The organism is Candidatus Microthrix parvicella Bio17-1 (assembly GCF_000299415.1).
GTDB lineage: Bacteria > Actinomycetota > Acidimicrobiia > Acidimicrobiales > Microtrichaceae > Microthrix > Microthrix parvicella.
The window spans coordinates 39,557-64,381 of sequence record NZ_AMPG01000003.1 but is presented as its reverse complement, the minus strand read 5'-3'; the positions used below and the strand labels follow the sequence as shown (position 1 = coordinate 64,381).

Annotated in this window: 17 protein-coding genes; 12 read left to right on the top strand and 5 right to left on the bottom strand. The window is 68.3% G+C overall.

The window, feature by feature from the left end; translation table 11 throughout:
• Window positions 1-202 precede the first annotated feature (202 nt).
• The 9 genes from MPARV_RS22870 (at window position 203) to MPARV_RS21390 (ending at window position 15,356) form a co-directional block, all read left to right on the top strand.
• Complete coding sequence (locus tag MPARV_RS22870; RefSeq protein ID WP_020378651.1) at window positions 203-2,116, top strand: DUF6398 domain-containing protein; 1,914 nt, start codon at window positions 203-205, stop codon at window positions 2,114-2,116.
• Between the two features lie 314 nt (window positions 2,117-2,430).
• Window positions 2,431-2,868: a DUF971 domain-containing protein gene (locus tag MPARV_RS21400; protein WP_157789631.1), complete on the top strand. Its 438-nt coding sequence runs from the start codon at window positions 2,431-2,433 to the stop codon at window positions 2,866-2,868.
• A gap of 150 nt (window positions 2,869-3,018) precedes the next feature.
• Complete coding sequence (locus tag MPARV_RS0113545; RefSeq protein ID WP_020378648.1) at window positions 3,019-5,259, top strand: hypothetical protein; 2,241 nt, start codon at window positions 3,019-3,021, stop codon at window positions 5,257-5,259.
• Between the two features lie 29 nt (window positions 5,260-5,288).
• Window positions 5,289-6,170: an ABC transporter ATP-binding protein gene (locus MPARV_RS0113540; protein ID WP_020378647.1), complete on the top strand. Its 882-nt coding sequence runs from the start codon at window positions 5,289-5,291 to the stop codon at window positions 6,168-6,170.
• Window positions 6,171-6,228: 58 nt separating this feature from the next.
• A complete protein-coding gene (locus tag MPARV_RS0113535) occupies window positions 6,229-7,125 on the top strand; it encodes an ABC transporter permease subunit (protein ID WP_012228091.1) in 897 nt (298 codons plus the stop codon).
• Entirely contained in the window at window positions 7,122-8,780 is a 1,659-nt protein-coding gene (locus MPARV_RS22865; RefSeq protein ID WP_020378646.1) for a hypothetical protein, read from the top strand. The genes MPARV_RS0113535 and MPARV_RS22865 overlap by 4 nt, the downstream gene beginning before the upstream one ends.
• Window positions 8,781-8,792: 12 nt before the next feature.
• On the top strand, window positions 8,793-9,767 hold the full coding sequence (locus MPARV_RS0113525) for an AAA family ATPase (RefSeq protein ID WP_020378645.1): 975 nt from the start codon (window positions 8,793-8,795) through the stop codon (window positions 9,765-9,767).
• Window positions 9,768-9,772: 5 nt separating this feature from the next.
• On the top strand, window positions 9,773-10,648 hold the full coding sequence (locus tag MPARV_RS0113520; RefSeq protein WP_012228085.1) for a DUF58 domain-containing protein: 876 nt from the start codon (window positions 9,773-9,775) through the stop codon (window positions 10,646-10,648).
• 67 nt (window positions 10,649-10,715) lie between these two features.
• Window positions 10,716-15,356 carry a VWA domain-containing protein gene (locus MPARV_RS21390; protein WP_020378644.1) on the top strand — a complete coding sequence of 1,547 codons (4,641 nt, stop codon included), beginning with the start codon at window positions 10,716-10,718 and terminating at the stop codon, window positions 15,354-15,356.
• Between the two features lie 99 nt (window positions 15,357-15,455).
• Here the strand turns inward: MPARV_RS21390 and MPARV_RS23750 are convergent, their stop codons facing one another.
• The 4 genes from MPARV_RS23750 to MPARV_RS21385 form a co-directional block, all read right to left on the bottom strand.
• Window positions 15,456-15,731, bottom strand: coding sequence for a type II toxin-antitoxin system RelE family toxin (locus tag MPARV_RS23750; RefSeq protein WP_012228082.1), 276 nt, complete (start codon window positions 15,729-15,731; stop codon window positions 15,456-15,458).
• Window positions 15,728-16,012, bottom strand: coding sequence for a type II toxin-antitoxin system Phd/YefM family antitoxin (locus MPARV_RS0113500; protein WP_238538872.1), 285 nt, complete (start codon window positions 16,010-16,012; stop codon window positions 15,728-15,730). The genes MPARV_RS23750 and MPARV_RS0113500 overlap by 4 nt, the downstream gene beginning before the upstream one ends.
• A 221-nt stretch (window positions 16,013-16,233) precedes the next feature.
• Window positions 16,234-18,078: a cytochrome c biogenesis protein CcsA gene (ccsA, locus tag MPARV_RS0113495; protein ID WP_020378642.1), complete on the bottom strand. Its 1,845-nt coding sequence runs from the start codon at window positions 18,076-18,078 to the stop codon at window positions 16,234-16,236.
• Window positions 18,079-18,340: 262 nt separating this feature from the next.
• Complete coding sequence (locus MPARV_RS21385) at window positions 18,341-20,542, bottom strand: DEAD/DEAH box helicase (RefSeq protein WP_081582353.1); 2,202 nt, start codon at window positions 20,540-20,542, stop codon at window positions 18,341-18,343.
• Between the two features lie 502 nt (window positions 20,543-21,044).
• Between MPARV_RS21385 and MPARV_RS24830 the strand changes: the two genes are divergently transcribed.
• A complete protein-coding gene (locus tag MPARV_RS24830; RefSeq protein ID WP_020378639.1) occupies window positions 21,045-21,404 on the top strand; it encodes a hypothetical protein in 360 nt (119 codons plus the stop codon).
• Entirely contained in the window at window positions 21,397-22,617 is a 1,221-nt protein-coding gene (locus MPARV_RS0113470) for an AI-2E family transporter (protein ID WP_020378638.1), read from the top strand. Before MPARV_RS24830 ends, MPARV_RS0113470 begins: the two co-directional genes overlap by 8 nt.
• A gap of 53 nt (window positions 22,618-22,670) precedes the next feature.
• On the opposite strand, the gene MPARV_RS0113465 is transcribed toward MPARV_RS0113470, so the two are convergent.
• The gene (locus MPARV_RS0113465; RefSeq protein WP_031278603.1) at window positions 22,671-23,507 is read right to left on the bottom strand and encodes a dienelactone hydrolase family protein; all 837 of its coding nucleotides are present in this window, start codon (window positions 23,505-23,507) and stop codon (window positions 22,671-22,673) included.
• A 101-nt stretch (window positions 23,508-23,608) separates the two neighbouring features.
• On the opposite strand from MPARV_RS0113465, the gene MPARV_RS0113460 reads away from it, so the two are divergent.
• Window positions 23,609-24,811, top strand: a complete 1,203-nt coding sequence (locus MPARV_RS0113460; protein ID WP_012228069.1) for a cytochrome P450 — start codon at window positions 23,609-23,611, stop codon at window positions 24,809-24,811.
• Window positions 24,812-24,825: the final 14 nt, after the last annotated feature.

Here is a 24,825-nt window from a genome sequence, read left to right as displayed (position 1 = left end):
TCCCCATAGACGGCGTGGAAGTGCGGCGAAGCACGGTCCTTTCAGCACATGTAGATGATGATCCCGTAGATCTCGCTCAAGCGCCGCTCAACGCCAACATATGCATGCGCTGGACAACGAGCCTTGAGGCTCCGCCGTCTCCGTTTTGGCTGAGCGGGAAGGCGAAGCCCAGCCGGCCGGTGGTGGCCGGCAAACTGGCGCCATGTCACGACGGCGGAAAGGTCAACGTAAGCAGGGCGGGCGCACCACTCCCAAAGGCGGGCGCCCCGGGTTCCGCCCCACCGGCGGCGGCCCGGCGGGACTCCCCTCGATTGGCGGCCCAGGCCCCTTCGACTCCGGCGCGCCGCCGTCGATCACCGGCCTGTTCGACCCGATCGCCTCCCTCTTCAGCCCAGACCGCGACGATCACCCGTCGGAGATCGAACGGATGGCGTGTGAGTTGGTCGGGCTGACACAGTCGATCGCCGCCGACCAACCGTTGCCCGGTGGGCCCGCTTCGTCGCGCCCCAGCAGGATCACCGGCATGGCGCCCCCGGGTGACGCCGAGGACATGTTGACCTCGGCGGCTCTGGCCCTTGCCGAGAGCCAGCAGTTCCGGCCCGAGGCGCGTTACGTCGACTGCCTCCGGCCGATTCTCCCCTTCTGCGCCTCGTCGGCCCACGCGGAGTTGACACGGCGGATCGACCGGCTGGAATCGAAGATCGGCGCGCCATTGTGGGCCGATGCCGTGTGGAACGCCACAGCCATCGGTGGCTGGCACGGCTGGGATGACCTCGGCGACCTCTCCACCATCGGTGTCGAGCTGCGCTGGCCGGGCGGCTGGTCCGACCAGGTGCTGTTCGCCAGCATCATCGTTCAGGAGGGGCCATTCGTTCAGGAGTTCCTGGTAACCACGATCGATGCGTACCGCCGCGTGTTTACGCCCGGCACCCCCTGGCAACCTGGCCCGAACGATCCGCCCTGCCGTGCGGACGTGATCCGCCACCTCGAATCGATCGACGTCGCCGAGGCGGCGGGGCTCATCTGCCACGCCATGGACATCACCGACCTCATGGTCGACGCTCCCGTCGCCGACGACTCCTACCTGTACACGCCGCTGGCCCGCCAGATCCTCGGCGGCGTGCCCTCGGTCGAACCTCCGGAGCCCGAGCCGGCCACGCACAACGAGCGGGAAGAGCTGATCAAGGACTTTCTCAACGCCGACGGCGTCGCGGAACAGTTGGGATACACCGACGACCCCGAACTGGCGCAGGAGGTCGGGGAGTTTTGCGAGCTCTTCATCGACTACGCCGAGCGGTACGCCGGAGGCGACATCCACCGCTGGTCCCCCATGGTGGTGGAGGGGTTTCTTCACTTCTACGGACAGAAGGTGATCGCCGACGACGCCACCGACGAAATACTCAAGCCGGTGCTCTCCACGTGGATCGGATATTGCCACCGGCTGAAGGGGTGGGCGCAGTCGGTTACCGACGCGGCTCTCGCAGCCCTCGACGAGCATTACGGGTCTGCAGTCGGCCACAACGGCGACGACCTCGATAACCCCATGCTCCAGATGATCCGGATGGCAGCGGAGCGGGGCCTCGACCTGGACGACCCGGAGGCGATCCAACAGTTGGTCGGCGACTGGGACGACCGGCAGGCCTGGACCACAGACCTCGTGTGGCCCGCAAAGGGCGCCGCCCCCATGATGTGGGATCACGTGCCCGATGAGGCGGTGGAACAGTGCCAGGCGGTGTTGGCGATCGCCGAACCGGTGCTGACCCGGCTGTTCACCCCCGACCATCTCACCTCGGCCAGGCGCATGACGATGGACCTGGCCGGTACACACACCCAGCAGTTCCTTCGGGGGCGACCCGACGTCTGGGCGGCCGCGATCACCTACGCGGTGGCGCAGGTGCACAGCGCCTTCGACTCGATGTCCCGACTGTTCGGCTTTGGCAAAAAGCTCACCCCACAACAGCTGATTGACGCGTTCCCTACCGTGTCCAAGGCGGCGATGACCAGCAAGGCCACCATGGTGCGTGACTGGTTGGACGCCGACGGCAGGGGCCGACGTCGCTACAACCGGGTGGCGGCATCCGCCGGCCCGTACCCGTTTCCCGAACACCGAGGATGACCCGGCACATCGACATCGTGATCGAGCCCGACATTGCTGCCGTGGAGATCCTGGTCGAAGAGTTCGATCCAACCCGGTTCCACGTCGGCGACACCCTCCGACGGCCAGTTGGCGGGAATGGTGGCGATTCTTGAGGCTCCGCGAGCGACGCTCGACGACGAGCACCTGGCCTGGTGGCCCCAGAAGTTGGGCGTGGACGAACTCCTTCAGCGGGGCTCGAAATCTCGCAGAGTAACCAACACCTCGACGCCCGGCGCCATGGCGGCGTGGCGTGGGGCTCGTCGTTCTGGTCGGTTCTGCGACAGCATGGGGTGATGATCGACCCTGGCTTCACGCCCGCCCCCGAGATGAATCCGGCGGGCACCACCGGTCCCCCCAACCAGACCGAACGAGACCGGGTGGCTGTCGAGAACATCGAGGTGGAGAAGGCAGAGTCGGTCACCGTCACGTTCGCCGATGGCGAGGTGGCGGTGTTTGGTTTGGAGGACCTGCGCCGAGCCTGCCCGTGTGCAGGATGCCGCAGCCGACGCGATCAGGGGCTGGAGGCATGGCCGGAGCCCCGCAGCCCCAGACCACTACTCATCACCGATGCCGCGCTGCACGGAGCCTGGGCGCTGACGTTCACCTGGAACGACGGCCACTCGGCCGGGATCTATCCGTTCACCTCGCTGCGGCGCTGGTATGACGGCGAGCCGACCTATCTCCCCGACTCCGGTCTCGGTGGGTCCCCCAAGGGCCAACCGGACGAGTAGGCAGCCTTCAATAGCGCCGATCGTGCGAATGCGCGCGAACCTCGCGGTGCACACTGCCACTCGAAGCTAGGATTCGCACAACGATGAACGGCGGTTCAAGGTGGCTTTAACGAGCGGAAATGGCGACGACATGCCCTCCGGAACCATCCTGTGACCCGAACGCGCCGGTTGGGCGCAACGCTTGCGACCACGCTGTTGGCCTTGGTCGCCCTGTCGCTGGGCAACCCCCCGGCCGGCGCCCAGCCGGACGGGGTCGAGGTCACGGTGCAACCCGGGCCGGCCGGCGTGGTGCCCACAGCCCCGCGTCTACCCGTGCGGGTCACCCTCCGGTCGGAGTCATCCCGCACTGTCAACCTTGAAGTGACCACTTCGACCGGCAGCCAGTTCTACCGGGTGGAGCTGAACTCCGGTGCACCGACACAGACCAACGCAGTCATGCCTCGCCCGTCGGGACGCATCGAGGCCACCGTCCGGACGCTCGACGGGGATCGCCTCGGGTCGGGCGAGTTTCTGTTGGACCCGAAGAACGAACGGGCCAACGTCGTTGGCATCGGCACCTCGATCTCCGGCGGGAACAAGCCGCGGAACGTACCGTCGATTGCCAAGATCGACGAGGCCACCCTCATCCCGCTGGACTCAGAACTGCTCGACGTCCCAGGCGCGTTGGACGCGTTGGGCGCCCTGGTGCTCGGTCCCGGCGACGTCGAACGCCTGAGCGACGACCAGCAACGGCGGGTCTCGGCCTGGGTGGCGAGGGGCGGCAACCTGGCGCTGGACCAGGCCCGCACCGACCCGCTGCCAGTGCTTGGCACAGCGGCCGAGGCGGGAGACCGCACGGCCGTGGGCACGGGGTGGGTGCGTTTTACCAATGGGCTGGGGGCGAAGGGTGACTGGTCGCAGGTGGTGGAACCGGCCGTCGCCGCCGATGGGCAGCCGGGCCAGGAGCAGTTCATCGACGACCTGGGCTTCGGACCCGACGGGATGTGGAACGACATGCTGGGAGGCGTCGGTTTCCTCCAGGTCAGCTACCTCCCGGCGTGGGTCATCGGCCTGGCGGTACTGGTCACCGCGTTGTTGGTGGGACCGGTCCTGTGGTGGGCGCTGCGGTCTCGAAAGCGGCGGCGCCTGATGTGGCTGGCCGCACCGACCATGTCGCTCGTCGTCGCCGGAGCGCTGCTGTTGGCAGGTCGCGGGGCCCTGGCCGATGCGTCCACCACGGCCATCGGCTCGGCCGTGTCAACCGAATGGGGCACCAGCGGCATGCTGGCTCTGGGCACCACCCCCGACGACTCGGAGTTGGTGCTCGGCGACCAGGGAGAGGTGTGGGCGTCCAAACCACGGGCGGTTATGACCGGCAGTGGCACCGACCGGCGCGCCGAGCAACCATTGGGCACGAACGACTTCGGCTACGCGGGCATCGGCACGGTGTCGGTTGATGACGGCGCCGCGGTGTCGCTGAATGCCGTGGACCGCCCGGACGGGAAGGTCGACGTGTCGGTGACCAACCACACTGCGGGCCCGCTCGTCGACGTGAACATCGGCGGCTTTTCTCGGCAACGGGGGTTCGGCGATGTAGCGGCGGGTGCCACCGAGAAGATGGAGTTCGAGGCCACCGAGGATCTCAATCCGTTGACGGAGGTCTTCCCGTCGAGCAACGTCGACGGCGGGTGCGTGGACATGTTTTGCACCGGCCTCCCCCCAGGCGATCAGTTCGGTCAGGGCGGCGTGAAGCCCGTGGCAGCGCGTGGTCGCATCACCGTCTCCGGCACGCTGAACGCCCCGTTGAACGTGGGCGGCAACTCTCACAAAACGTCGCTGTACGTCACCGTCAGCGCGCCGGTGGTTCCACCCAAGAACGACCCAACAGCGGGCGCGGGGACCAGCATCAAGGTGGAGACCGTCGGCGAGCCGCTCATCGACCCGAATGCGATCATCGACGCGACCGGCCTCGAAGACGACAGCGGCCTCCCCGTCGACGATTTCGACGAAGGCGGTGGGGCCCCTCCGGTTGGTCTTGACGGGCTTCCGAGCGCCGAACCTCCGGCCGACATGCCAACACCAAGCCCTGCCACGGTGGTGGGAGCGGCTCAATCCGATCCGACCTCAGAACCACTGCCGACCTTCGTTCGGATCTCGTCGCCACTCGATCTGCCGGCGGCCGTGTGCGCCGCGCACACCGTGATCGACGACGCCCAGCTGTGGACCGGCGCCACGTGGGAGCCACTCCCCATGAAGGACGGACGGTTCAACGACAAGCGCTTCGCCGAGCCCAACGAGGCCCAGCGCTACAGGCTTCCCGCCATCAAGGCCGGAGACGCTGTGTTCCTGCGCTTCACGTCCAACCTGGCCGCCAACCCGGCGGCCGCGCTCAACTGCTCGGAGGCGCCTTGACCGCTGCCGAGAGCTCTCCCACCCCCACGATGATTCCCGGACCATCTGGGCCGGAGACCGACGACGCTGCGGTGGTGACGTCACGTCTCACCAAGGCCTACGGCAAGAACACCGCCCTCAGCGAGGTTTCCGTGGTGGTACCCACCGGCTCGGTATGTGCCCTGATCGGCCCCAACGGCGCCGGCAAGTCCACGCTGATGTCCATCGTGGCCACCCTGCTGAAACCCACCTACGGCACGGCGACGGTGTTCGGCCGGTCGACCACCAAACCAGCTGAGATTCGGCCGCTGATCGGTTATGTGCCCGACGTGCTGGGCACCTACGCCGGTTTGACGGTCACCGAATACCTGCGGTTTTTTGCCGACGCCTACCGCATCCCCCGGGATGACCAGCAGGCGATCGTCGATGGTCTGCTGGAGTTGGTGGACCTGGAAACCAAGCGGGACAGCGACGTCAACACGCTGTCCCGAGGCATGAAACAGCGCATCGCCCTGGCCAGGGCACTGGTTCATCAACCCAAGCTGCTGATCCTGGACGAGCCCGCATCCGGGCTTGACCCGCGGGCCCGAGTTGAGCTGAAAGACATCCTGTTGCACCTGCAGACGATGGGCACCACGGTGCTGATCAGCTCGCACATCCTCGGCGAGCTCGAGGCGATGTGCTCCCACGCCATCATCCTGGAGCGCGGACATCTGGTCGGTTTTGAAGACCTGGGTGCACCGGCCGAGCGTGCCGTGGTGGTGACCTTCACCGGCGGTGGGACCGAGACGTTCACCGTCGCCGACGAGGACGCGCAGGTGGAACTGGTACGAAAGCTGGTCGCCGACGGCCGCCCGGTGGTGTCGGTGACTGAAGGCGTCACCGGCCTTGAGGAGCGATTCCTCGCCCTCACCCGAGGAGACCTGAACTGATGCAGCCACCACGTGTTGGGCCAACCCGAACCCCGGCTCCTGGCGGGAGTGTGAACACGTGAACGCGCCCTCGCTCTTCTCGAACCCACTGGTACGACTGGAGTTCATGCGGCGCTTTCGGGGCGGCCTGGCGGCGTGGGGCATTCCCCTCATGGTGTTCCTGCCCGGCGTCGCCGTGGTCATCGCCTATCTGGCGGGCACCTCCAACCAGCAGAACGACCTGATGGATCAGGGCTTCGGTGGAGCCGGAGCCATGATGGCCGACGGCATCAGCGTCAACCAGGTGGACAACTTCGGTGAGCCGATGTTTTTCGCGTTGATGGTGACGGCGCTACTGGCGTTGATGGTGCTCGTGCCCGCGGTACTGGGCGGATCGATCGCCAGCGAGCGAGACGCCCAGACGCTGCAACCCTTGCAGTTGACGTCGCTGCGCCCCTCGGACATCGTGGCCGGAAAGCTGGTGTCCTCGCTGGCCTACCTGCTGTTGTTGCTGACATGCCTGGCACCGGCGATGACCATCCCGTTTCTGGTGGGTGGCGTGACGCTGTCCGGAGTGCTCAAGTCGTTTGGCCTGCTGTTTTTGGTGTGCGTGGAGCTGGCGGCGATGGCGTTGGCGATCAGTGCCGCGCTGCGACGGTCCGTCAGCGCCATCATCACCTCGTTGCTCGCCACCGGATTTCTCATGGTGGGCCCGTTCGTCATGATGGGTGTCGCGTTCATGGTTGGATCCCGCAACCTTGGCTTCCAGGGTGACCGCAGCGTGTTGCGCCTCCTGGGGTCGTTCTCACCGGTGTCGCTCTTTTCGTGGGTGGGCACCGTGGGATCGGTGGACACCGGCGGGTTCGCCGGCACCTCGGGACGCGTGTGGTCGCTGGTGTGGTGGGCCGTGATCACGTTCGGGTCGTTGTTGATCGCCCGTCGTTCGGTGACCGCCCCGACCGTCAGGGACCGATGACGCCCGAGCAGTTGCTGGGTGCCGCCCGCCGGCGGCTGCGTGGGATCATCGCCGGGCGGGCCGTCGTCCGGCTCGCCTGGGTGGCGGCGCTCTGCACGCTGGCCGGGGTGCTGACAGCCCGCTGGGTGGCGTGGCAGCCGATTGAGTTGCTGGCCCTGCTGGTGCCCGTGGTGGTGCTGGCGGCCTGGGTCGCCTGGGCGGCGACCCGTCCGATGCCCGAGGCCGCCGTTGCCCACGTGGCCGATCACGGCCTGGGCAGCCACGACGCCCTGGCCGCCTACCTCGAATTCGCAGAGGGTTCACCGCAGTTCAGCGAGCGGATTTCCGAGCGGGCCTCGAGGGTGGCCGGGTCGGCCGAGCTGAAGCGCGCGGTGCCGGCGAGCCTCATCGGTCCCCGACACGAGGTGGGGCGGTACCTCGGCGTCGCCGGGCTGACCGTGCTGTGTGCGGCCGGGCTGGCATTCCTCGACAATCCTCAGGATTCGGCCCGGGAGCAGCGCCGACGGGAGACGGCTGCGGTGGAGCGCGCCCAGGACGACCTGGAGGCCGCAGCCGACAAGCTGGGCGACGATGCTGCGGCAGCCGACAAGCTGAATGCCCTGGCCCAGGACCTTGACGGCCTCGATGCTGCAGCTGCCACCGAGGCGCTGGTCGACGCCGAAGCCAAGCTGCAGACCGACGCCGGAGCAAACCTCGACTCGGCGCTGGCCGCGACGGCCGGGCTGGACGCCTCGCTGGCCGCCCGCCCGTTGCCCGGAGCCCAAAAGCCTGGTGACGGGGCCCCGCCCGGTGAGACGCCGAGCGATGCTGCCGGCCGGCTGGCGGAATCGGCCGGCTCGTTGGCCTCGCTCAACGCAGACCAGAAGGCCGAGCTGGCGAAGCGGCTGGAAGACCTGGCGGCCACGCAGGCAGCCGGGGCGCCCGAGGTGGCCGAGGCCATGAAAGCGGCGGAGGAGGCCGTCAAGGCGGACGACCCCGGCGCCGCCGCGACGTTGGAGGCTGCGGCTGCGGCTCAGGCGGCACAGGCCAAGTCGGTGGGTCAACGTGGCGAGGCCCGGCAGGCCGCCGGTGCCACCGGAGCGGCGCGGGCCGATGTGGCTTCGGCCGCCAACCCCAGCGCCAACTCCGGTGATGCCCGCGCACAGGCGGCACCCGGCGAGGACCAAGGCAAGGGCCAAGGCAAGGGCCAAGGCAAGGGCCAAGGCCAAGGCCAAGGCAAGGGCAAGGGAGGCGCCGGCAAGGGCGCCGGCGCGGACGGCAGCCCGTCCGGCACGGTGGGCGCCGGCAAGCGCAACGGCGGCGGTTCAGGCAAGGGCGGGAAGGGCCGGCCGGGTGATGCAGGCCAGGGCCTGGGCACCGACGCCAACAAGGTCGAGGCCACAGTCTCCGACGTCTTTGCCCCCGAACCGTCCGGATCGAGCGATGCCGAGGGTGCCCAGCAGGGCAACGGCGGCGACCTCGACCAGGACGTCGGCAAGGGCCAGGCACCCTCCCAACGAGGCGCGGCCCGGCTGCCGCTGAGCGACGCGGTTGCCCGCTACAACGACGCGGCCACCCGGGCCCTCGACGACCCACAGCTGCCGCCCGCCTCCCGTCAGGTGATGGCCGACTATTTCGAACAGCTCTCGGGGTCGCCGACGATCCCCTCCAACTAAGAGGAACGCCAGATGGATCCCGATCACTTCGCCCACGTCGCCAAACTGCTGCACGAGCAAATCGGCACGGTGATCGTCGGCCAGAAGGAGCTGGTGCATCAGGCGATGTTGTGCCTGTTCACCGAGGGCCACCTGCTGATCGAGGGCGTTCCCGGCCTGGGTAAGACCCAGCTGGTGACCGTGCTGGCCAAGGTGGTCGGCCTGGATTGGAGGCGCATCCAGTTCACCCCCGACCTGATGCCCGCCGACATCGTGGGCACCCAGGTGCTGATCAGCGATCAGGCCGGCGGACGGTCGTTCGAGTACCAGCCGGGTCCGGTGTTCACCAGCCTGCTGCTGGCCGACGAGATCAACCGTGCCACGCCCAAGACCCAGTCTGCCTTGCTGGAGGCCATGCAGGAACGTCACGTCACCGCGGGCGGCGAGACCCGGCCGTTACCCCGCCCGTTTTTCGTGCTGGCGACGCAGAACCCGATCGAGCAGGAGGGCACCTATCCCCTCCCCGAGGCACAACTCGACCGCTTCATGTTGAAGGCCCAGGTGGGCATGCCGCCCGCCGAGGAACTGGCGGCGATCATCGAGCGCACCACCGGCGACTCGCCGCCCCAGGCGCAGGCGGTGACCGACACCGACGAGGTCCGTTCGATGATCGAGCTCACCCGTGCTGTGCCGGTGCCCTCCCACGTGGTGCGCTACGCCGCCGAGCTGGTGACCGCCACCCACCCCGGTGTGGGCACGCCCGACCTGGTCACACAGTACGTGCGGGCGGGGTCGAGCCCCCGCGGCGCCCAGGCGTTGATCCTGGCCGCCAAGGCCACCGCGTTGATGGACGGCCGCCCGTCGGTATCGATCGACGACGTGTCCGCCGTGGCACGCCCGGCGCTGCGCCACCGCCTGGCCATGGGGTTCGAATCCGTCATCGACTCGATCGACCCCGACATCGTGGTCGACGCGGTGGTCCAGTCGGCGCCCACGGGGGAGATCTAACCCCCGTGGCGACCGCCGCCGCCCCGTTGGTGCTCGCCCCCGACGAACTGGCGCGGGTCGAGCGCCTGGCGATGCACCTCGACCGGCCGGTGAGCGACGGGTTCGCCGGCGCGCACCGGTCGCGCCGGCGGGGCCGGTCGCTCGACTTCGCCGACTGGCGGGAGTACCAACCCGGCGACGACCCACGATCGATCGACCAGCAGGCGTGGGCCCGGCTCGACCAGGTGTTGATCCGCCTCTACGAGGCCGACGTGGACCTCAGCGTGCAACTGGTGATCGACACGTCGGCCTCGATGAAGTTGGGCGACAAGTTCGCCCAGGCGCTGCGCACTGGCGCCGCCATCGCAGCGATGGCCCTGGTGCGCAACGAGTCGGTCAGCGTTGCCACCCTGGCCGACCGCACGCCCCGCCGCTACCGGGGCCGCGGCGCCATCCCCCTGCTGCTGCGGACGATGGCGGGATGGACCCCGGCCGGACCCACTCCTCTGGCCGAGCTGGCCCGACATCTGATGGTGATGCCCCGGCGGGCAGGCCTGCTGGTGGTGATCTCCGACTTTCTCACTCCCGATTGGTCCGCCGCCCTCGACCAGTTGACCGCCCGCCGGGAGCAGCTGATCGCCATCGGCGTCTCCTCCGTCGAGGACGATCACCCCGACCTGGCCGGCGAGGTACAGCTGGTTGATGTCGAGACCGGCCATCGGGTGGATGTGGACGTCAACCCCCGGCAGGTGGCGGCATTCACCCAGCGGCGGCTGGATCGGCGGGCGGCGCTGGAGCGTCACGTGCTGCGCAACGACGGCCGATGGGTGCACGTCGACGCCGCCGACGACCTGCTCGGCGCCGTGATCCCGGCCCTGATGGGCACCGGGGTGGCCCGATGAGGGTACCGGTGCTGTCGCTCCCCTTCCGCGGAGTCATGCTGAGCGTCGGTACCGCAGAGGTTTCGCAGTGAGCTTTGCCAACCCGGCGGGATGGTGGCTGGCCACCCTGGTGATCCCGATCATCGCCCTGCACATCCTGAAGGCCCAGCGCACGCAGGTGGAGGTGGCCTCCACCCTGGAATGGGAGTCGATCGACCGGCCGGTAGCCGCCGCCAGGCCCTGGCAGCGGCTGCGCTGGTCGATCCCGCTGCTGCTGCAACTACTGGCGGTGGCGCTGCTGGCCGCCGCCCTGGCCGGACCCGCCCTGAACACCGGCCGAACGTCGGCCGAACATGTCGTCATCATGGTGGACACGTCGTCCTCGATGGGCGGCACCGACGGCAGCCCGACCCGCGTGGACGAGGCTCGCGGCCAGGTGTCCAAGGTGGTCGACGGGCTGGGGGCAACCACCCGGGTGTCGCTGATCTCCACCGGTGCACCCGCTCAGATCCTCGCCGGCGAGACTCCGGCGACCGACATCGGCGGTCGCCTGGACGCCATCAGGGCATCCGAAGGCGGTTTTGACGCCGCTGCCACCGGGTCGCTGGCCACCAGTCTGGAGCGTCCCGACCAGTCCGTGGAGCACGTGCTGATCTCCGACGGGGGCCTCGACGACTCGGCGATCCGGCAGCTACCGGCAGGCACCCGTCTGGTCGGGGTGGGGCGATCGGACGTGAACGTCGGCGTCACCAACGTGGTCGTCACGCCCCGGGGCGCCTCGCTGCATGTGCAGGCGACGCTGACCAACTCAGGCGACCGGGACGCCACACGGGTGGCCCGCTTCGACGTCGATGGGCGCACCCGGGGCACCACCTCCACCAAGGTGACCAAACGGGGCAGCGTCGAGACGGCGCTGGACGTCCCGGTCGGCAAACGCATCGAGGTGCTGCTCGATGGCGACGATGTGTTGCGTCTCGACGATCACGCGTATGCGGCCGGACCATCGGAATCGTCGCTCGACGTACTGGTGGTCGGGGCAGCCAACCCGTTCGTCGACGCCCTGCTGTCGTCCAACCCGCAGGTGAAGGCCACGCGGACCAGCCCGGAGAAGTTTGCAGCGGCCACCGCTGCTGCCGGTGCCGACCCCAAGGCCGGGGGCCCGCTGGCCGGGATCGACCTGGCGGTGTTCGACCAGGCGCCGGTACCCGCCAACATCGCCGTGCCCTACCTGGCCATCGCCCCGCCCGGCGGCACACAAGCGGTCCGCGTCGGCGACACCGTCGAGGACCCGGTGCCAACCCTGATTCGTAGCGACGTCGACCTGCTGGCCGACCTCGACCTGCGGGGCCTGGCATTCGCCTCGGCCCAGCGCATCGACGCCCCGGCCGCCTCCACCCTGATCGCCGCCGAGGGTGCACCGCTGCTGGTCCAGGGCCGCGACGCCAACGTCGGGTTCGTGTATCTCGCCGCCCCGCTTTCGCAGACCAACCTGGGACTTCTGCCCGCCTTCCCGGTGCTGGGCGACCGCGTCATCGCCACCCTGGGTCGCACCGACCTGGTGGGCGGCGACCTACACGTCGGGGACGCACTCAACCTGGCCGTGGGCGCCGACGCGGCGGTGACCTCACCGTCGGGCAGCGAGACCACCGTGCGGCCTGGCAACCCGGCGCCGATGGTGGATCGCACCGGTTTCTGGACGGTGCGCACCGAGGACCAGGGCGAGCGCACCGTGGTGGTCAATGCCGACCCGGTCGAGACCCAGGTGGCCCCGACCGACCAGTTGGCGATCCCCGGCATCCGAGGCGACCGGGGCGGCGAGGGCGAGCCGGTCACGAAGTCGCTCGTCGGAGCGTTGATCCTGACGGCGCTCCTGGTGATCGCCGTGGAATGGTTGATCGGTCGACGTCGGCGTGGCGTTCCACAGCGCCAGTGGCGCCGCTCGGAATACCTGCGCATCGCCATTGTGGTGCTGTTGTTGGCGGCACTCTGGGCGCCATCGTTCCACCGCTCGTCCGACGCGGTGGCAACGGTGTTCGTCGTCGACACCTCCGACTCGCTGGCAGCCAGCCGGGACGACGTCGTTGGCACCGTGCGGGAGGCCCTGGCCAAACAACCGTCGGGATCGGTGGCGGGCGTCGTGGTAGTCGGCGCCCAGGCCCGGGTGGACGCTGCGGTGAAGGCCGACCTGGCTTGGGGCGCGCCCCGCACCGAGGTAGATGGTTCGGCTACCGACCTGGCATCGGGCCTGCGGGTCGCCGGGGCGATGGCCCCGCCCGACCATGCCCGGCGCATCGTGGTGATCTCCGACGGACGCCAGACCACCGGCGAGGACCTCGGCATCGAGACCGCCCGCCTGAAGCGGGCCGAGGTGGCAGTCGACTCGGTGGAGATCGACCCGGCGTTCGGCGCCGATGTGTCGGTCGTGTCGGTCGACGTGCCGTCACGGGCCCGGGCCACCGACCAGCTCACGATCGACGTCAACGTCAACGTCACCGTGGCACAGCAGGCCAACGTCACGCTGCTGCGCGACGGCAAGGAGGTCGACTCCAAGCTTTCCGACCTGTCGGCGGGAAACTCGTTGGTCAGCTTCACGCAACCGGCCGGCGACGAGGCCAACATCGAATGGACCGCCCGGGTGGCCGGGCCCAACAACGGCGTGTTCGAGAACGACGAGTCCCGGGCATCCACCCGGGTGGAGGGGCGGCCGTCGGTGCTGCTGGTGGAGGGCTCCCCCGGCGGCGCCAACACCCTGGCAGCTGCACTCAACGCGGCCGGAACGGCCACCAAGGTGACATCCCCTGAACAGCTCGGTGGCCTGTCCGACCTCGCCGGTGTGGACGCGGTCGTGCTGGTCAACGTGGCTGCCAAGCGACTGAGCAGCGAGCAGACCGATGCGATCAGCTCCTCCGTTCGCCAGTTGGGCACCGGACTGCTGGTGATGGGCGGCACGTCGAGCTACGGCGCAGGCGATTACCTGGGCAGCCGCCTGGAGGAGTTGCTGCCGGTGACGTCGGAGGCCAAGGATCCCAAGCGGCGCTCCAAGGTGGCGCAGGTGTTCGCCGTGGACGTGTCCGGATCGATGGGCGCCTGCCACTGCGCCGACGACGCTGACGGCAGCAACTCTCGCCTGGAGGGAGGTGTCACCAAAACCGACATCGCCCGCGACTCGGCGGTTCGATCGTTGGAGGCGTTCAAGCCGGAGGACGAGGTCGGCGTGCTGGCGCTGGACGACCGGCAGCGATGGCTGCTCGACCTCGGCCCGGTGGGTGACGGGACCAAGGCCAAGAAGCAGATGAACGACATCACGCACTCCGAGCAGCTCACCAACCTCGACCCCAGCCTGACCATGTCGGCAGAGCGACTGCGAAACTCCGATGCCTCGCTGCGCCACATCGTGCTGTTCACCGACGGCTTCACCGATACCACCAAGCTGCGGGCCCTGGCCGCTCAGGCCAAGCATCTCCGCGACGAGGGCATCACCGTGTCGGTGATGGGCACGGGCGAGGGTGCCGCCGAGGCGCTGCGTGGCATCGCCGACGCCGGGGGCGGCCGCTACTACGCCGGACGCGACCTGAAGGAGCTGCCCGACCTGCTGTTGGAGGAGACCAAGGTGGTGGCCCGCCGGCTGATCGTGGAGGGCAACTTTCTTCCCGAGATCTCCTCCAATGCCCCGGTGGTCGCCAACCTCACGTCGGCCCCGCCCATCAGCGGGTACCTGGCCACCACGCCCAGACCGAGCGCCACCCAACACCTCCGCATCGGCGACGAGAAGGACCCGTTGCTGGCCACCTGGCGGGTGGGACTGGGCCAGGTGTCCTCATGGACGTCGGACTCCGGTGAGCGCTGGTCCAGCGCGTGGAAAGGGTGGGACGGTTCCAGCCGGTTCTACTCCGACGTGATTCGCGCCATCCTTCCCGCCCCCGCCGGATCGGCCCAGATGCGCTTCGACGGCGCCTCGGCCACCATCGAGGCCGCCTTCGACGAGCCGGTGCCCGATGGCGCCACCGTGACCGCTCAGGTGGTCGACCCCGCCGGGAAGGAGCAAGCCGTCACGATGGTGCGCAACGACGACCGCACGTTCACCGGCACCGCCGAGACTGGCGCCGCCGGCACCTACGGCGTTGGTGTCACGGCCGCTGCCAACGGCACAACCAACGGGAAGAGCGACGCCGCCATCTCCACCACCGCCGAGTTGGGCTACTCACGCGAGTATCTGTCCCAAGGCGCCGACACCGAGACGCTGAAGTCGCTGTCCACCCAAACCGGCGGACGCGGACTCATCCGGGCCACCCAGGCGTTCGACGCCGACGGCCTTACCCCCGGGAACCACCGGGTCGATCTGCGGCGCCGGCTGCTGCTGGCCGCCGCGCTGCTGTGGCCGATGACGATCGCCATGTCCCGTCTGCGTCGATCCGGCGCCGCAACCGTCGTGGAGTCGCTGCGTCAGCGCACCGGCCTGGACGAAGTCACCTCGTTCATCACCGCCCGCCGAGCCAAGGGGGCAGTGCCTCCGGCGGCCACCGCCAATCCGGGCCCACCCAGACCCGATCCAATGAGTCCCGGCGCTCCAGCCAAGTCACCACCGCCCGCTGCGCCGTCTGACCGCGCCGTGGCGCCGCCCCGTCCGGAGGCCAAACCGAAGGCACCGAAACCTCAGGCCGGCTCCGGGTCCGACTCGACCCTCGACTCGCTGCTGGCCGCCAAGCGCCGCCGCCGGGATCACAACTGACTCAGGAGTCTTCAGTGAGGAGAGATTCCAAATGGGCGGCTGCCGGCGGAGTCCCCAGACACTGAGCCCTCCCACCTGGTGCTGCCGGTCTGCGGTCACCTACTGAGGTCGATATACGTCACTTCGGTGCTGAATGATCGCGACCCTGACTCGACGTTCCTCGTCATCAATCTCGTAGATGACCCGGAAGTCGCCGCGGCGGGCGCTGTAGGAACCCTCCAAGTCGAATCGGAGTGGCTTACCAACCCGGTGGGGATTGTCCAACAAGCCACCATGGACGAACCCCACACATGCAGCCACGACCTTCTCAGGAAGTCGATTGAGTGACCGCTTGGCGCGGGGGGACCACTCCACCTCAAATCGACGCTCACTCATTCAGGCGTGACCTGAGCGAGAACCTCTTCGTGGGTGAGCACTTCGCCCCGGCCAGCGGCAAGTTCGGCACGGCCTTCCCGAATTTCGTCCATCAGCTGCTGATCGCTCATGATCTCTAAGGTCTCCTCCAGCGACTCAAGGTCCTCAACACTCAGCATTACGACTGCGGGTCGGCCATGCTTCGTGACGACGACGCGCCCATGCTCCCGTTCCAGCTGGTCCACGACTTCGGAGAGCCGGTTCTTCACGTCCGCTAGAGCAAGGTGTTCCTGAGCCATCATGGCCATAAGTATGGCCATATTTGAGCGAGGGTTCAACCCGTTCTCCGGATCGAATGAGGCTTCATCGCTGAAGCGCTGGCCACAAGCCCGGCTGCGTAGCACCGGTGGCGAGTCGTTGGTCAGGGATGAGCGAGGCCCGCATGGAACACGTCGGGGCTGTGCGTGACTCAGCGGTCGCGCCGAAACCCTGGCTGCCCTGTTGCCTGGGACATCCTCGACTGTCAGAGTTCCGACGAAGGCTGAGCCGTTGAGCCGCGACGACCCGAAACCAAAGGCGTACGCGCCCTTCGTGTCAGTGCGCTGATACCAGGTTGCTCACCATCATTTGGACCATCGCCTTCCGTCCGACGCCGACGGAGGGCGGTCGCTGCGGTGACCGCCAGGCCGGTCGCCGCGAGTAGGCCGCCGGCCCACACCTGACCCAGGCCTGGGTGCCGACGCACCTCCAAGCCCACCCGATCGTCGTCGATGTAGGCGGCCACCACCTCGGTCTCTCCTCGCCAGTCCAGCGTTCGGCTTGGCCGGGCACGGGTTCGGTCGAGGTCGGGATACCGGTCGATGCGCGACCGATAGGTCGAACCGCCAAGGGTCACCGTCACCTCGACGCGCTGCAGGTCCAGCCGATCGTCGCTCACCCGTGGGCTGCCCACCCTGACCCGCTCCCCACGGAGTTCGGTCTGCCCATCAACCGGTACCACGGCGAACTCGCGCCAGTCCCCCAGCGACGCGATCACGCCTACCGCGAATACAACCACACCCACGTGGGCCAGCACCATGCCAACCCATCGGGGGGCACGCCAGCCGTACGCCATCAGCCCCACCAGCAGCGTCATACCCGCCGGGATCATCAACCGACCGACCAACCCGCCATCCAACGCCACTCGGCCGGCGTTCGCCCCCGACGGGCCCGCCCCCAGCCACCCGGCTCCCAACGACATCGCAGCCAGTTCGCCGGTGACCACCACCATCACCACCCACATCGTGGCAGCACCCACGATCATCCCCACTTGGCGTCGAGCGAGATCGCCCGGTGCAACCTCATGCTCGAACCCGGGTGTGGACCCGTGGCCCCGGGCACGGTTGGCCACCCCGGTTTCGGTGTCGGACAACACCGCCCGCAAGGTCAGCCCCAACACGGCGACTCCGGCTAGGCCGATGAACACTGCGGGGCCCGCGTTCGAAGCGAAGGCGTGCACCGAAGAGGCAAGGCCGGATCGCGCCGCCGCCACGCCAAGCAGCACCAACCCGGCGGCCGCCTGCACCCAGCGGAGCCGAGCTACGACCGAGGAGGCGTGCAGCGAGGCGATCAGCGCCGCCAACGGTGCCAAAGCGGTGTTCTCTACCGGATCCCAGGCCCACCATCCGCCCCAGCCCAACTCGTCATGAGCCCACCAGGCCCCAATCAGCGTGGCGAGCACCAGTAGTGCCGCCGCACCCGCCACTGGCGCCCGGCCAGGCCACTGCCTCCGCCCGTTGTTGGCGCCCAAGGTGGCCCAGAGCGCGGCGAAGATCACGGAGGCCTGGGCCAAGTACAGCAGCGGCGGGTGAATCAACATCGCCGGGTGCTCCAAAACCGGGGACAGCCCGCGGCCGTTGACCGGAACAGCCGTAGCCAGTCGGAACGGGTTGGCGAAGACCGCCAGAACGATCGCCCCAACGACGCTGACCAGCCCGGCCAACCTGGCGGCCAAGTCGCGGCCCACCCAATCGGGCCCGGGACGAGACTGCCGTTCCTGGGCGGCAGGTCGGTCCCGAGTTGCCGGGCCGCCACGCGGGGATGCAAGCACGACAGCGGTGACCATCAGGGTCATCCACAGGAGGAGCGAGCCGGACGGGCCCGCCCAGGCACCGGCGCCGCGCAGCCACGATGGCAGTTCGGCGCGTGAGTACGCCGCCACCTCGGCCAGACCAAGATCGAGGGCCACAAACCGGGTGATGAGGTAGGCCGTCGCCAGCCACCAGACGGTCACCATCACCAGGCGGGCAGCGCGAAGATCGGTGCGCCACGCCGACACGGCACCGGCCACCGCTGCCATGCCCAGCAGGCCGAGCGCCACGACGTTCACGTTGAGAGCGTAGGGCCGATCAGGTCACGACCAGCACCGGCCAGGATCGGCATCCCGAGGCACCAAACTTGCTGAGGACGCGACAGCACGCGCCCATCGACCGGCTTGAGGGCAACACAGCGATCGCACCCAAGGTGGATCTGGGTGTGATCGCTGTGACCCGGTCCGCAGTGATCACACCCAGATGTGGCATGGGTGCGATCACTGTGAGGTTCGACTGAGGCGAGGCCGGGCTGGGACGCCCGCTCCGGTGCCGAACGGCTTAGGAGTCCCGTCGACCGCCGCCGCGATCGTCGCGACCTTTGTACCCGCCACGATCGGGACGATCGCCACCGCCACCGCGGCCCTGGTAGCCACCACGGGAGTCGCCACCGCCGCCGCGGCCCTGGTAGCCACCGCGGGAGTCGCCGCCACCCCGATCGGAGCGACCCTGGTAGCCGCCGCGGTCAGGACGGTCGCCACCCCGGTCATCGCGACCACCACCTCGGCCCTGGTACCCGCCTCCGCCCGAGCGGCCGCCGCTGTCGTCACCGCGGCGGTCCTCCCACTCATCGGAGCCCGCCTTGTCGAAGCGCACCGTCGGGGTCTCGCCCCTGATGGTGGTGGCCCGCAGCGCGGTGATCACCTCGCGTGCGTTGCGGTCGGGCACCTCCACGATGGTGAAGTTGGGAGCGACGTTGATCTTGCCGATATCGGGGCCGTCCACGCGTGTCTCGTTGGCGATAGCACCCACCAGGTCGCCCGGTCGCACCCCTTGGTTCTTTCCCACGCCGACGAAGATGCGGGCCATGTCGCCATCCGGCTTGCCCCGTGAAGCGCCCCGATCATCTCGGCCGCGGTCATCACGGCCACGCGGGCCACCGCGTTCTCCTCGCTCGTCGGCGCGCGATCCCCTGTAGCTGCGCTCGCCGGACCCACGCTCGCCCGAACCTCGGGAATCGCGGTCACGGCCACGGGGGCCATCGCCCCGCTGGTTGCGGCCGCCCTGATCGCGCTTGACCTTGGTGCCGCGGGCGGCGACGTCGGGGATCTCTTGGTCGTCAGCGACCACCCCGCTGACCTCCTGCACCAGCTTGAGCGCCGCAAGGAGCACCAGGCGCTCGGAGTAGTCGGCCTCAAGAGCCTCCACCACCGGAGCAAACGCCTCCAGCTCGGGGGTGTCAAGCTCGCTGCCTTCCAGCCCGGTTTCGACCCCGGCGTTCTCCAGGGTTGACCGCAGCGTCTGCGCCAGTTGCTCCAACTGGCGGGACCGGCGCTGGGCGGCGCTGGGCACCTTGGCCATCTCCATGCGGCGCCCGGTGAGGCGCTCAATATTGTCCAGCTGGCGGCGCTCGCGGGGCTCGGACAGCGTAATGGCCACACCCTCGCGGCCGGCACGACCGACGCGGCCGATGCGGTGCACGTACGTCTCCGGTGCCGACGGCACGTCGTAGTTGACGACGTGGGTGAGGTGGTCGACATCGAGACCACGAGCGGCCACGTCGGTGGCCACCAACAGGTCGGCGATTCCACCGCGCAGGCGGCCCATCACCTTGTCGCGCTCCTGCTGGTTCAGACCGCCGTGCAGAGCCTCGGCCCGGTAGCCACGGCCGTTCATCGTCTCGGTCAGCTGGTCAACCTCCACACGGGTTCGGCAGAACACCAGCGCCGCCTCGGGCGACTCGACGTCGAGAATCCGGCCGAGCGCAGCCGCCTTGTGTGCCCGGTGCACCACGTACACCCGCTGCGACACCAGCGGGGCCCCGCTCTCCGAAGGTGCGGCATCGCCGATGCTGATGCGCACCGGGTTACTGAGGTGACGTCCAGCCAGACCCTTGATGCGAGCCGGCACGGTCGCCGAGAACAACACCGTCTGGCGGTTGCCGGCGCTGCCGCCCAGCAACTCGTCGAGGTCGTCGGCGAAACCCATGTCGAGCATCTCGTCGGCCTCGTCGAGCACCACCATCTTGAGGTCATCAAGCGCAAGGGAACCGCGATGCAGGTGATCGACCGCTCGGCCGGGCGTCGCCACCACCACGTCGATGCCACGGTTCAGACGCGACAGCTGCCGCCCGATGGGCTGGCCCCCGTAGACCGGCAGCACTCGCACACCCAGACCACGGCCGTACTTGTAGATCGCCTCGGATACCTGCACCGCCAGCTCGCGGGTGGGGCACAACACCAGGGCCTGCGGCGTCTTGCGGGCCCCATCGGACAGGTCGATGCGGCTGAGGATCGGCAGGGCGAACGCTGCAGTCTTGCCGGTACCTGTGGCCGCCTGACCGATCAGGTCGTTGCCGGCCATGATGGGGGGGATCGCCTCCGCCTGAATCGGGGTGGGTTCCTCGTAGCCGAGTTCGCTCAGCGACTTGAGGAGTTCCCGAGGAAGATCGAGGGCCTCGAAGCCCGTCAGCTCGGGCTCGGGCTCGGGCTCGGGCTCGGGCTCGGCGGCAACCTCGGGCTCAGGTTCGGGCGCAGCCTCCAGCTCGGGCTCAGCCTCTGGTTCGGGCTGCACTACCGCTTCGGGCTCGGCGGCAACCTCGGGCTCGGGCTCAGGCTCCACAACCGCTTCGGGCTCGGGCTCGGCGGCAACCTCAGGCTCGGGCTCCACAACCGCTTCGGGCACAGCCTCCAGCTCGGTAATCGGTTCGGGTTCGGGGTTGGGGTCCGCGGTCAGCACCAACTGCCGCTGGCCGGCGGGCTCGGGCTCGGGCGGGGCGGGCTCGACCGGAGCCGATTCGACCGGAGTCGGCTCAGTCGCCTCGGCGACGTCGGCATCCGGGTCGACGGCAGCATCATGTCCGGCGGTTTCGGGGGTCACAGGATCGTTCAACACAGCTCTCTCCATACGGGGCGACGAGCAGCGGCATCGCCCCAACGGCGAGAGGTGGCTCGGTTCGCGTGAGCGACCATGATAACCGCCCGTCATGACTTGACGCGAGGCGGGCCCCGGCTGCTTCGTTCACCCTCCGGTAACGTGCGCACCCATGAGCCATCCCGTGGAACTCGAAGAACTCGCCGTTGCACTGGATCGATACGGTAACCATGCCTTCCTGTTAACCACGAGCGACGACCTACGGCCACACATCAGCCACGTCACCCTGAAGCTGTCCAACGGAGCGCTGACCTGTGCGGCAGGCCGGACAACCGGTGCCAACGCCACCGCTCGTTCGAACGTCAGCCTGCTGTGGCCTGCGCCGACCGAGGGCGAATTCAGCCTGATCGTCGACGGCGATGCAACGTTGCACGGAGAGACCCTGCGTGTCGCCCCCACCGGCGCCATCCGCCACCGCCCGGCATCCAACCCGGACTGCACCGTTGACTGCGAGCCCCTCGCCAATGGATAAGGGCACGACCCAGCCGATCGAAAGCGAAGACGAGCGGCTGACCCCTCGGTGGCTACGCCGCTCGTCCGCCTGGGCGTGGCAACTTGGGCTGTTGTTGTTGGGCATGATCGCCGTGTACTGGCTGGTCACACACTTCCTGGTGGTCACGTTGCCCTTGATGACGGTGGCGGTGCTGTCCACGCTGACCATTCCGCCGCGCGACGCGCTGGTACGCCGCGGCATGAAGCCCAGCATCGCGGCGTCAATCGTGGTGCTGGGATCGATCGCAGTACTCATGCTGGGCGTCGCAGCATTGGCGCCCAGCTTTGCCAACCAGTTGGGCGATCTGGGCCCCAAGATGGAAGACGGCTACGAGTCGGTCCTGGACTGGGTGGAATCGGGACCGATCGGCTACGACCGCGACGAGCTCAAAGACTTTGGATCGCGCCTGGGCGACTCACTGAGCTCGGGCAATACCGGCGTGGTGGAAAGCGTGGTCAAGGGTGCCTCGACCGCATTTGAGTTCTTCGCCGGGCTTGCCCTGTTGGTGGTGGTGCTGTTCTTCGTGACGAAGGACTCCGAGGATCTGATGGCCTGGGCGGACGATCGGTTACCGGCGAGCTACCGCTCGACCGCCACGGCGTTGGGATCGAGGGCGTGGACCGCACTGTCGGGTTATGTGCGGGGCACCGCAACCATTGCGCTCATCGATGCCCTCGGCATCGGCCTGGCTCTGCTGGTGCTTGGCGTCCCGCTGGTGATCCCGCTGACCATGCTGGTGTTTCTCGGCGGATTCCTCCCGGTGATCGGCGCCACGGTGGCCGGCCTCGTGGCGGTTCTGGTGGCACTCGCCGATGGCGGCCCCTTGACCGCCCTGTTGGTGCTGGCCGCGGTGATCGCCGTGCAGCAGTTGGAGGGCCACATCCTGCAGCCGGTGATCATGCGCCGGGCCGTGTCGCTTCATCCAATCGTGATTCTGGTGGCCCTCGCCACCGGGTCGGCGATGCTGGGCATCGTCGGCGCGTTCCTGTCGGTTCCCGCGGCTGCGGTGATCTCGGCGGTTGGAAACGAGCTGCGGCTGCGTTCCGAACGCAATCTGTTGTCGGACGACACCCGCACCGATGCGCCGCCGGAACCACTCGGCGGTCCTGGCAAGGCCGAGGTGCCCCTGGCCGAGGTTTGCGCTGACGGCGCCAACGAGCCCACGGACGACGCGGCGGACGAGCCCGGGTGACCTGCCGGGCTACCCACTGAACCCTCGGCTACGGGCCAACCCTGCCAGGTTGCTCAGGCCAGGTTGCTCAGGCCGGCGGCTTCTCGGCCCGCAGCGGGCAGCAAACGATCGGCGAGGAAGTCCAACACCCGGTCGAGCGCATCCCTGGTGGGGTGGCCCGGCTCATCGACGAGGTGCTCGGTGAGCACCGAGTGCGCGCCGTGATCGATGCCGTACGGGTTGCCTTTCGACGAGTCGATCTCGATCCCAATGAAGTTGTCGCCCAAGAGCTTCTTCATCGCGTCGAAGCGACGCTTTGGCACCAGAGGATCGTCGGTGAAGCGGGCCGCCATGACGCACACTCCGGCGTCGGCCCGGGCCTTCACGGCAAGACGATCCTGTGGGCTGAGGTGAAGGCCCGCCCGCCGCTTCCTGCCGAACCCCAGCGGCAGCGACGGCTGGCTGAGCACCGGTGCGACGACCGATTCCTCCACCATCATGCCCAACGCAAACCCACCGGTGAAACACATGCCCACGGCGCCCACACCGGGCCCGCCGCAACGCTCGTGCTCGGCAGCAGCCAGCGCACGCAACCACGATGAGATCGGTGCGGTTCGCTTGGCGGCGAAGGCGGCGAACTCGGAGGCCACACACGCCTTGGTCACCGACTTGGTGATGTAGCCGGGGCTGGGTGCTCGGCCCGGGTCACCGAACAACACGGGCAACGTCACCGAACAGCCAAGCTCACGAACACGTCGAGCGAAGTCGGCCACGAGCGGCGTGATGCCTGGTATCTCGGCCATCACGATGCAGTTGGGCCCCTCCCCGCTGCGGTACACCTCCCGGGTGACGCCCTCATCGGTAAACGGGCTTCTGTCGAAGTCGTAGAGCGGGTCGTTTGACGATGCCATGCCTGCCAGTCTGCCAGGCACTCCGCCAGATTGGGCGTTACCATGCCGACCTCTTGACCAAACGGTCAAGTTCTTGCCGACAGGTACCAGTTGGAGCGCTCATGACCACCGCAACCGGCCCGCTCCAAAACCTGAATCTGCTCGATCCTGAGTTGTACCAAACCGATCCACAGGCTTTGTGGGCCGAACTGCTGGCCACCGATGAACTCGCTCGGGATGTCAACGGGCTGTGGGTGGTGGCGCAGCACGCTCACCTGAGGGAGGCCGAGCGACGAAACGAGGACTTCACGTCCGGGCCCGGGTACCGCTCGCTGTTATCGCCGGGCGAGAACAACATGATCGCCCTCGATGACCCCGAGCACCTGCGCCAACGCCATCTGGTGTCGAGCCGATTCACCCCCAAAGCCGTGCGCAGGCACGAGGACTGGCTGCGGGCCACCATCGGCGAACTGCTCGATGCGGCGCTGACCGGCGGGACGGACGGCCGGGGTGACCTTGAGGTGATCGACGAGTTGGCGTCGCAGCTGCCGTGCCGCCTCACCGCCCGGCTGCTGGGCTTTCCCGAGGAGTCCTGGCGGGACATCAAGGAGTGGTCCGAGGCACTGATGCGTATCGACGCCGTCGAACACGACCAGGTCGCCGCACAGGACCTGTTCAACGCCATCGTGGCCTTCAACGGGGTGCTCCAGCCGCTGGCGAAGCAGCGCAGAACGCAACCGGCGGACGACCTGGTGTCGGTGTGGGCCAACGCCGACATCGACGGCTTCACCTACGACAGCATTCGTTTGTACCACGAGGTGGGTCTGTTCATCGCCGGTGGCGCCGAGACCACCCGCACCGCCATCAGTCACGGCCTGAGAACGTTCTGCGATCACCCCGACCAGTGGAACCACCTGGCAGCGCATCCCGAGGCCATACCCACCGCCGTCGAGGAGGTGATCCGCTGGGTGTCTCCGCTCAACAACTTCTTCCGAAACGCTGCCGCCGACACCAGCCTGGCCGGGGCCGATCTGGCCGAGGGCGACCGCCTCATCCTGCTCTATCCGGCAGCCAACCGAGACCCACGCGTGTTCGACGACCCCAACCGTTTTGATACGACCCGGTCGCCCAACCCCCACCTCGGATTTGGTCAGGGCACCCACTTCTGTATCGGCGCCAACCTGGCCCGCTACGAGCTGGCGATTCTGTTTGAGGAGCTGACCAAACGGATCACCGGTCTCTCCCCGGTAACCGAGCCGGATGTGGAACCCAACATTTTTGCCCGTGCGGTCCGGTCGTTTCATCTGGGGTTCACATTGAGGTAGGTCCGGTTACGGTC

What these genes read in the sequence shown, in the direction of transcription:
- MPARV_RS22865 (WP_020378646.1), top strand. Translation starts at nt 7,122, where the DNA reads ATGACGCCCGAGCAGTTGCTGGGTGCCGCCCGCCGGCGGCTGCGTGGG.
- MPARV_RS23750 (WP_012228082.1), bottom strand. Translation starts at nt 15,731, where the DNA reads ATGAGTGAGCGTCGATTTGAGGTGGAGTGGTCCCCCCGCGCCAAGCGG.
- MPARV_RS0113540 (WP_020378647.1), top strand. Translation starts at nt 5,289, where the DNA reads ATGATTCCCGGACCATCTGGGCCGGAGACCGACGACGCTGCGGTGGTG.
- MPARV_RS22870 (WP_020378651.1), top strand. Translation starts at nt 203, where the DNA reads ATGTCACGACGGCGGAAAGGTCAACGTAAGCAGGGCGGGCGCACCACT.
- MPARV_RS0113500 (WP_238538872.1), bottom strand. Translation starts at nt 16,012, where the DNA reads ATGATGGCTCAGGAACACCTTGCTCTAGCGGACGTGAAGAACCGGCTC.
- MPARV_RS24830 (WP_020378639.1), top strand. Translation starts at nt 21,045, where the DNA reads ATGAGCCATCCCGTGGAACTCGAAGAACTCGCCGTTGCACTGGATCGA.
- MPARV_RS0113470 (WP_020378638.1), top strand. Translation starts at nt 21,397, where the DNA reads ATGGATAAGGGCACGACCCAGCCGATCGAAAGCGAAGACGAGCGGCTG.
- MPARV_RS0113460 (WP_012228069.1), top strand. Translation starts at nt 23,609, where the DNA reads ATGACCACCGCAACCGGCCCGCTCCAAAACCTGAATCTGCTCGATCCT.
- MPARV_RS0113465 (WP_031278603.1), bottom strand. Translation starts at nt 23,507, where the DNA reads ATGGCATCGTCAAACGACCCGCTCTACGACTTCGACAGAAGCCCGTTT.
- MPARV_RS21400 (WP_157789631.1), top strand. Translation starts at nt 2,431, where the DNA reads ATGATCGACCCTGGCTTCACGCCCGCCCCCGAGATGAATCCGGCGGGC.
- MPARV_RS0113525 (WP_020378645.1), top strand. Translation starts at nt 8,793, where the DNA reads ATGGATCCCGATCACTTCGCCCACGTCGCCAAACTGCTGCACGAGCAA.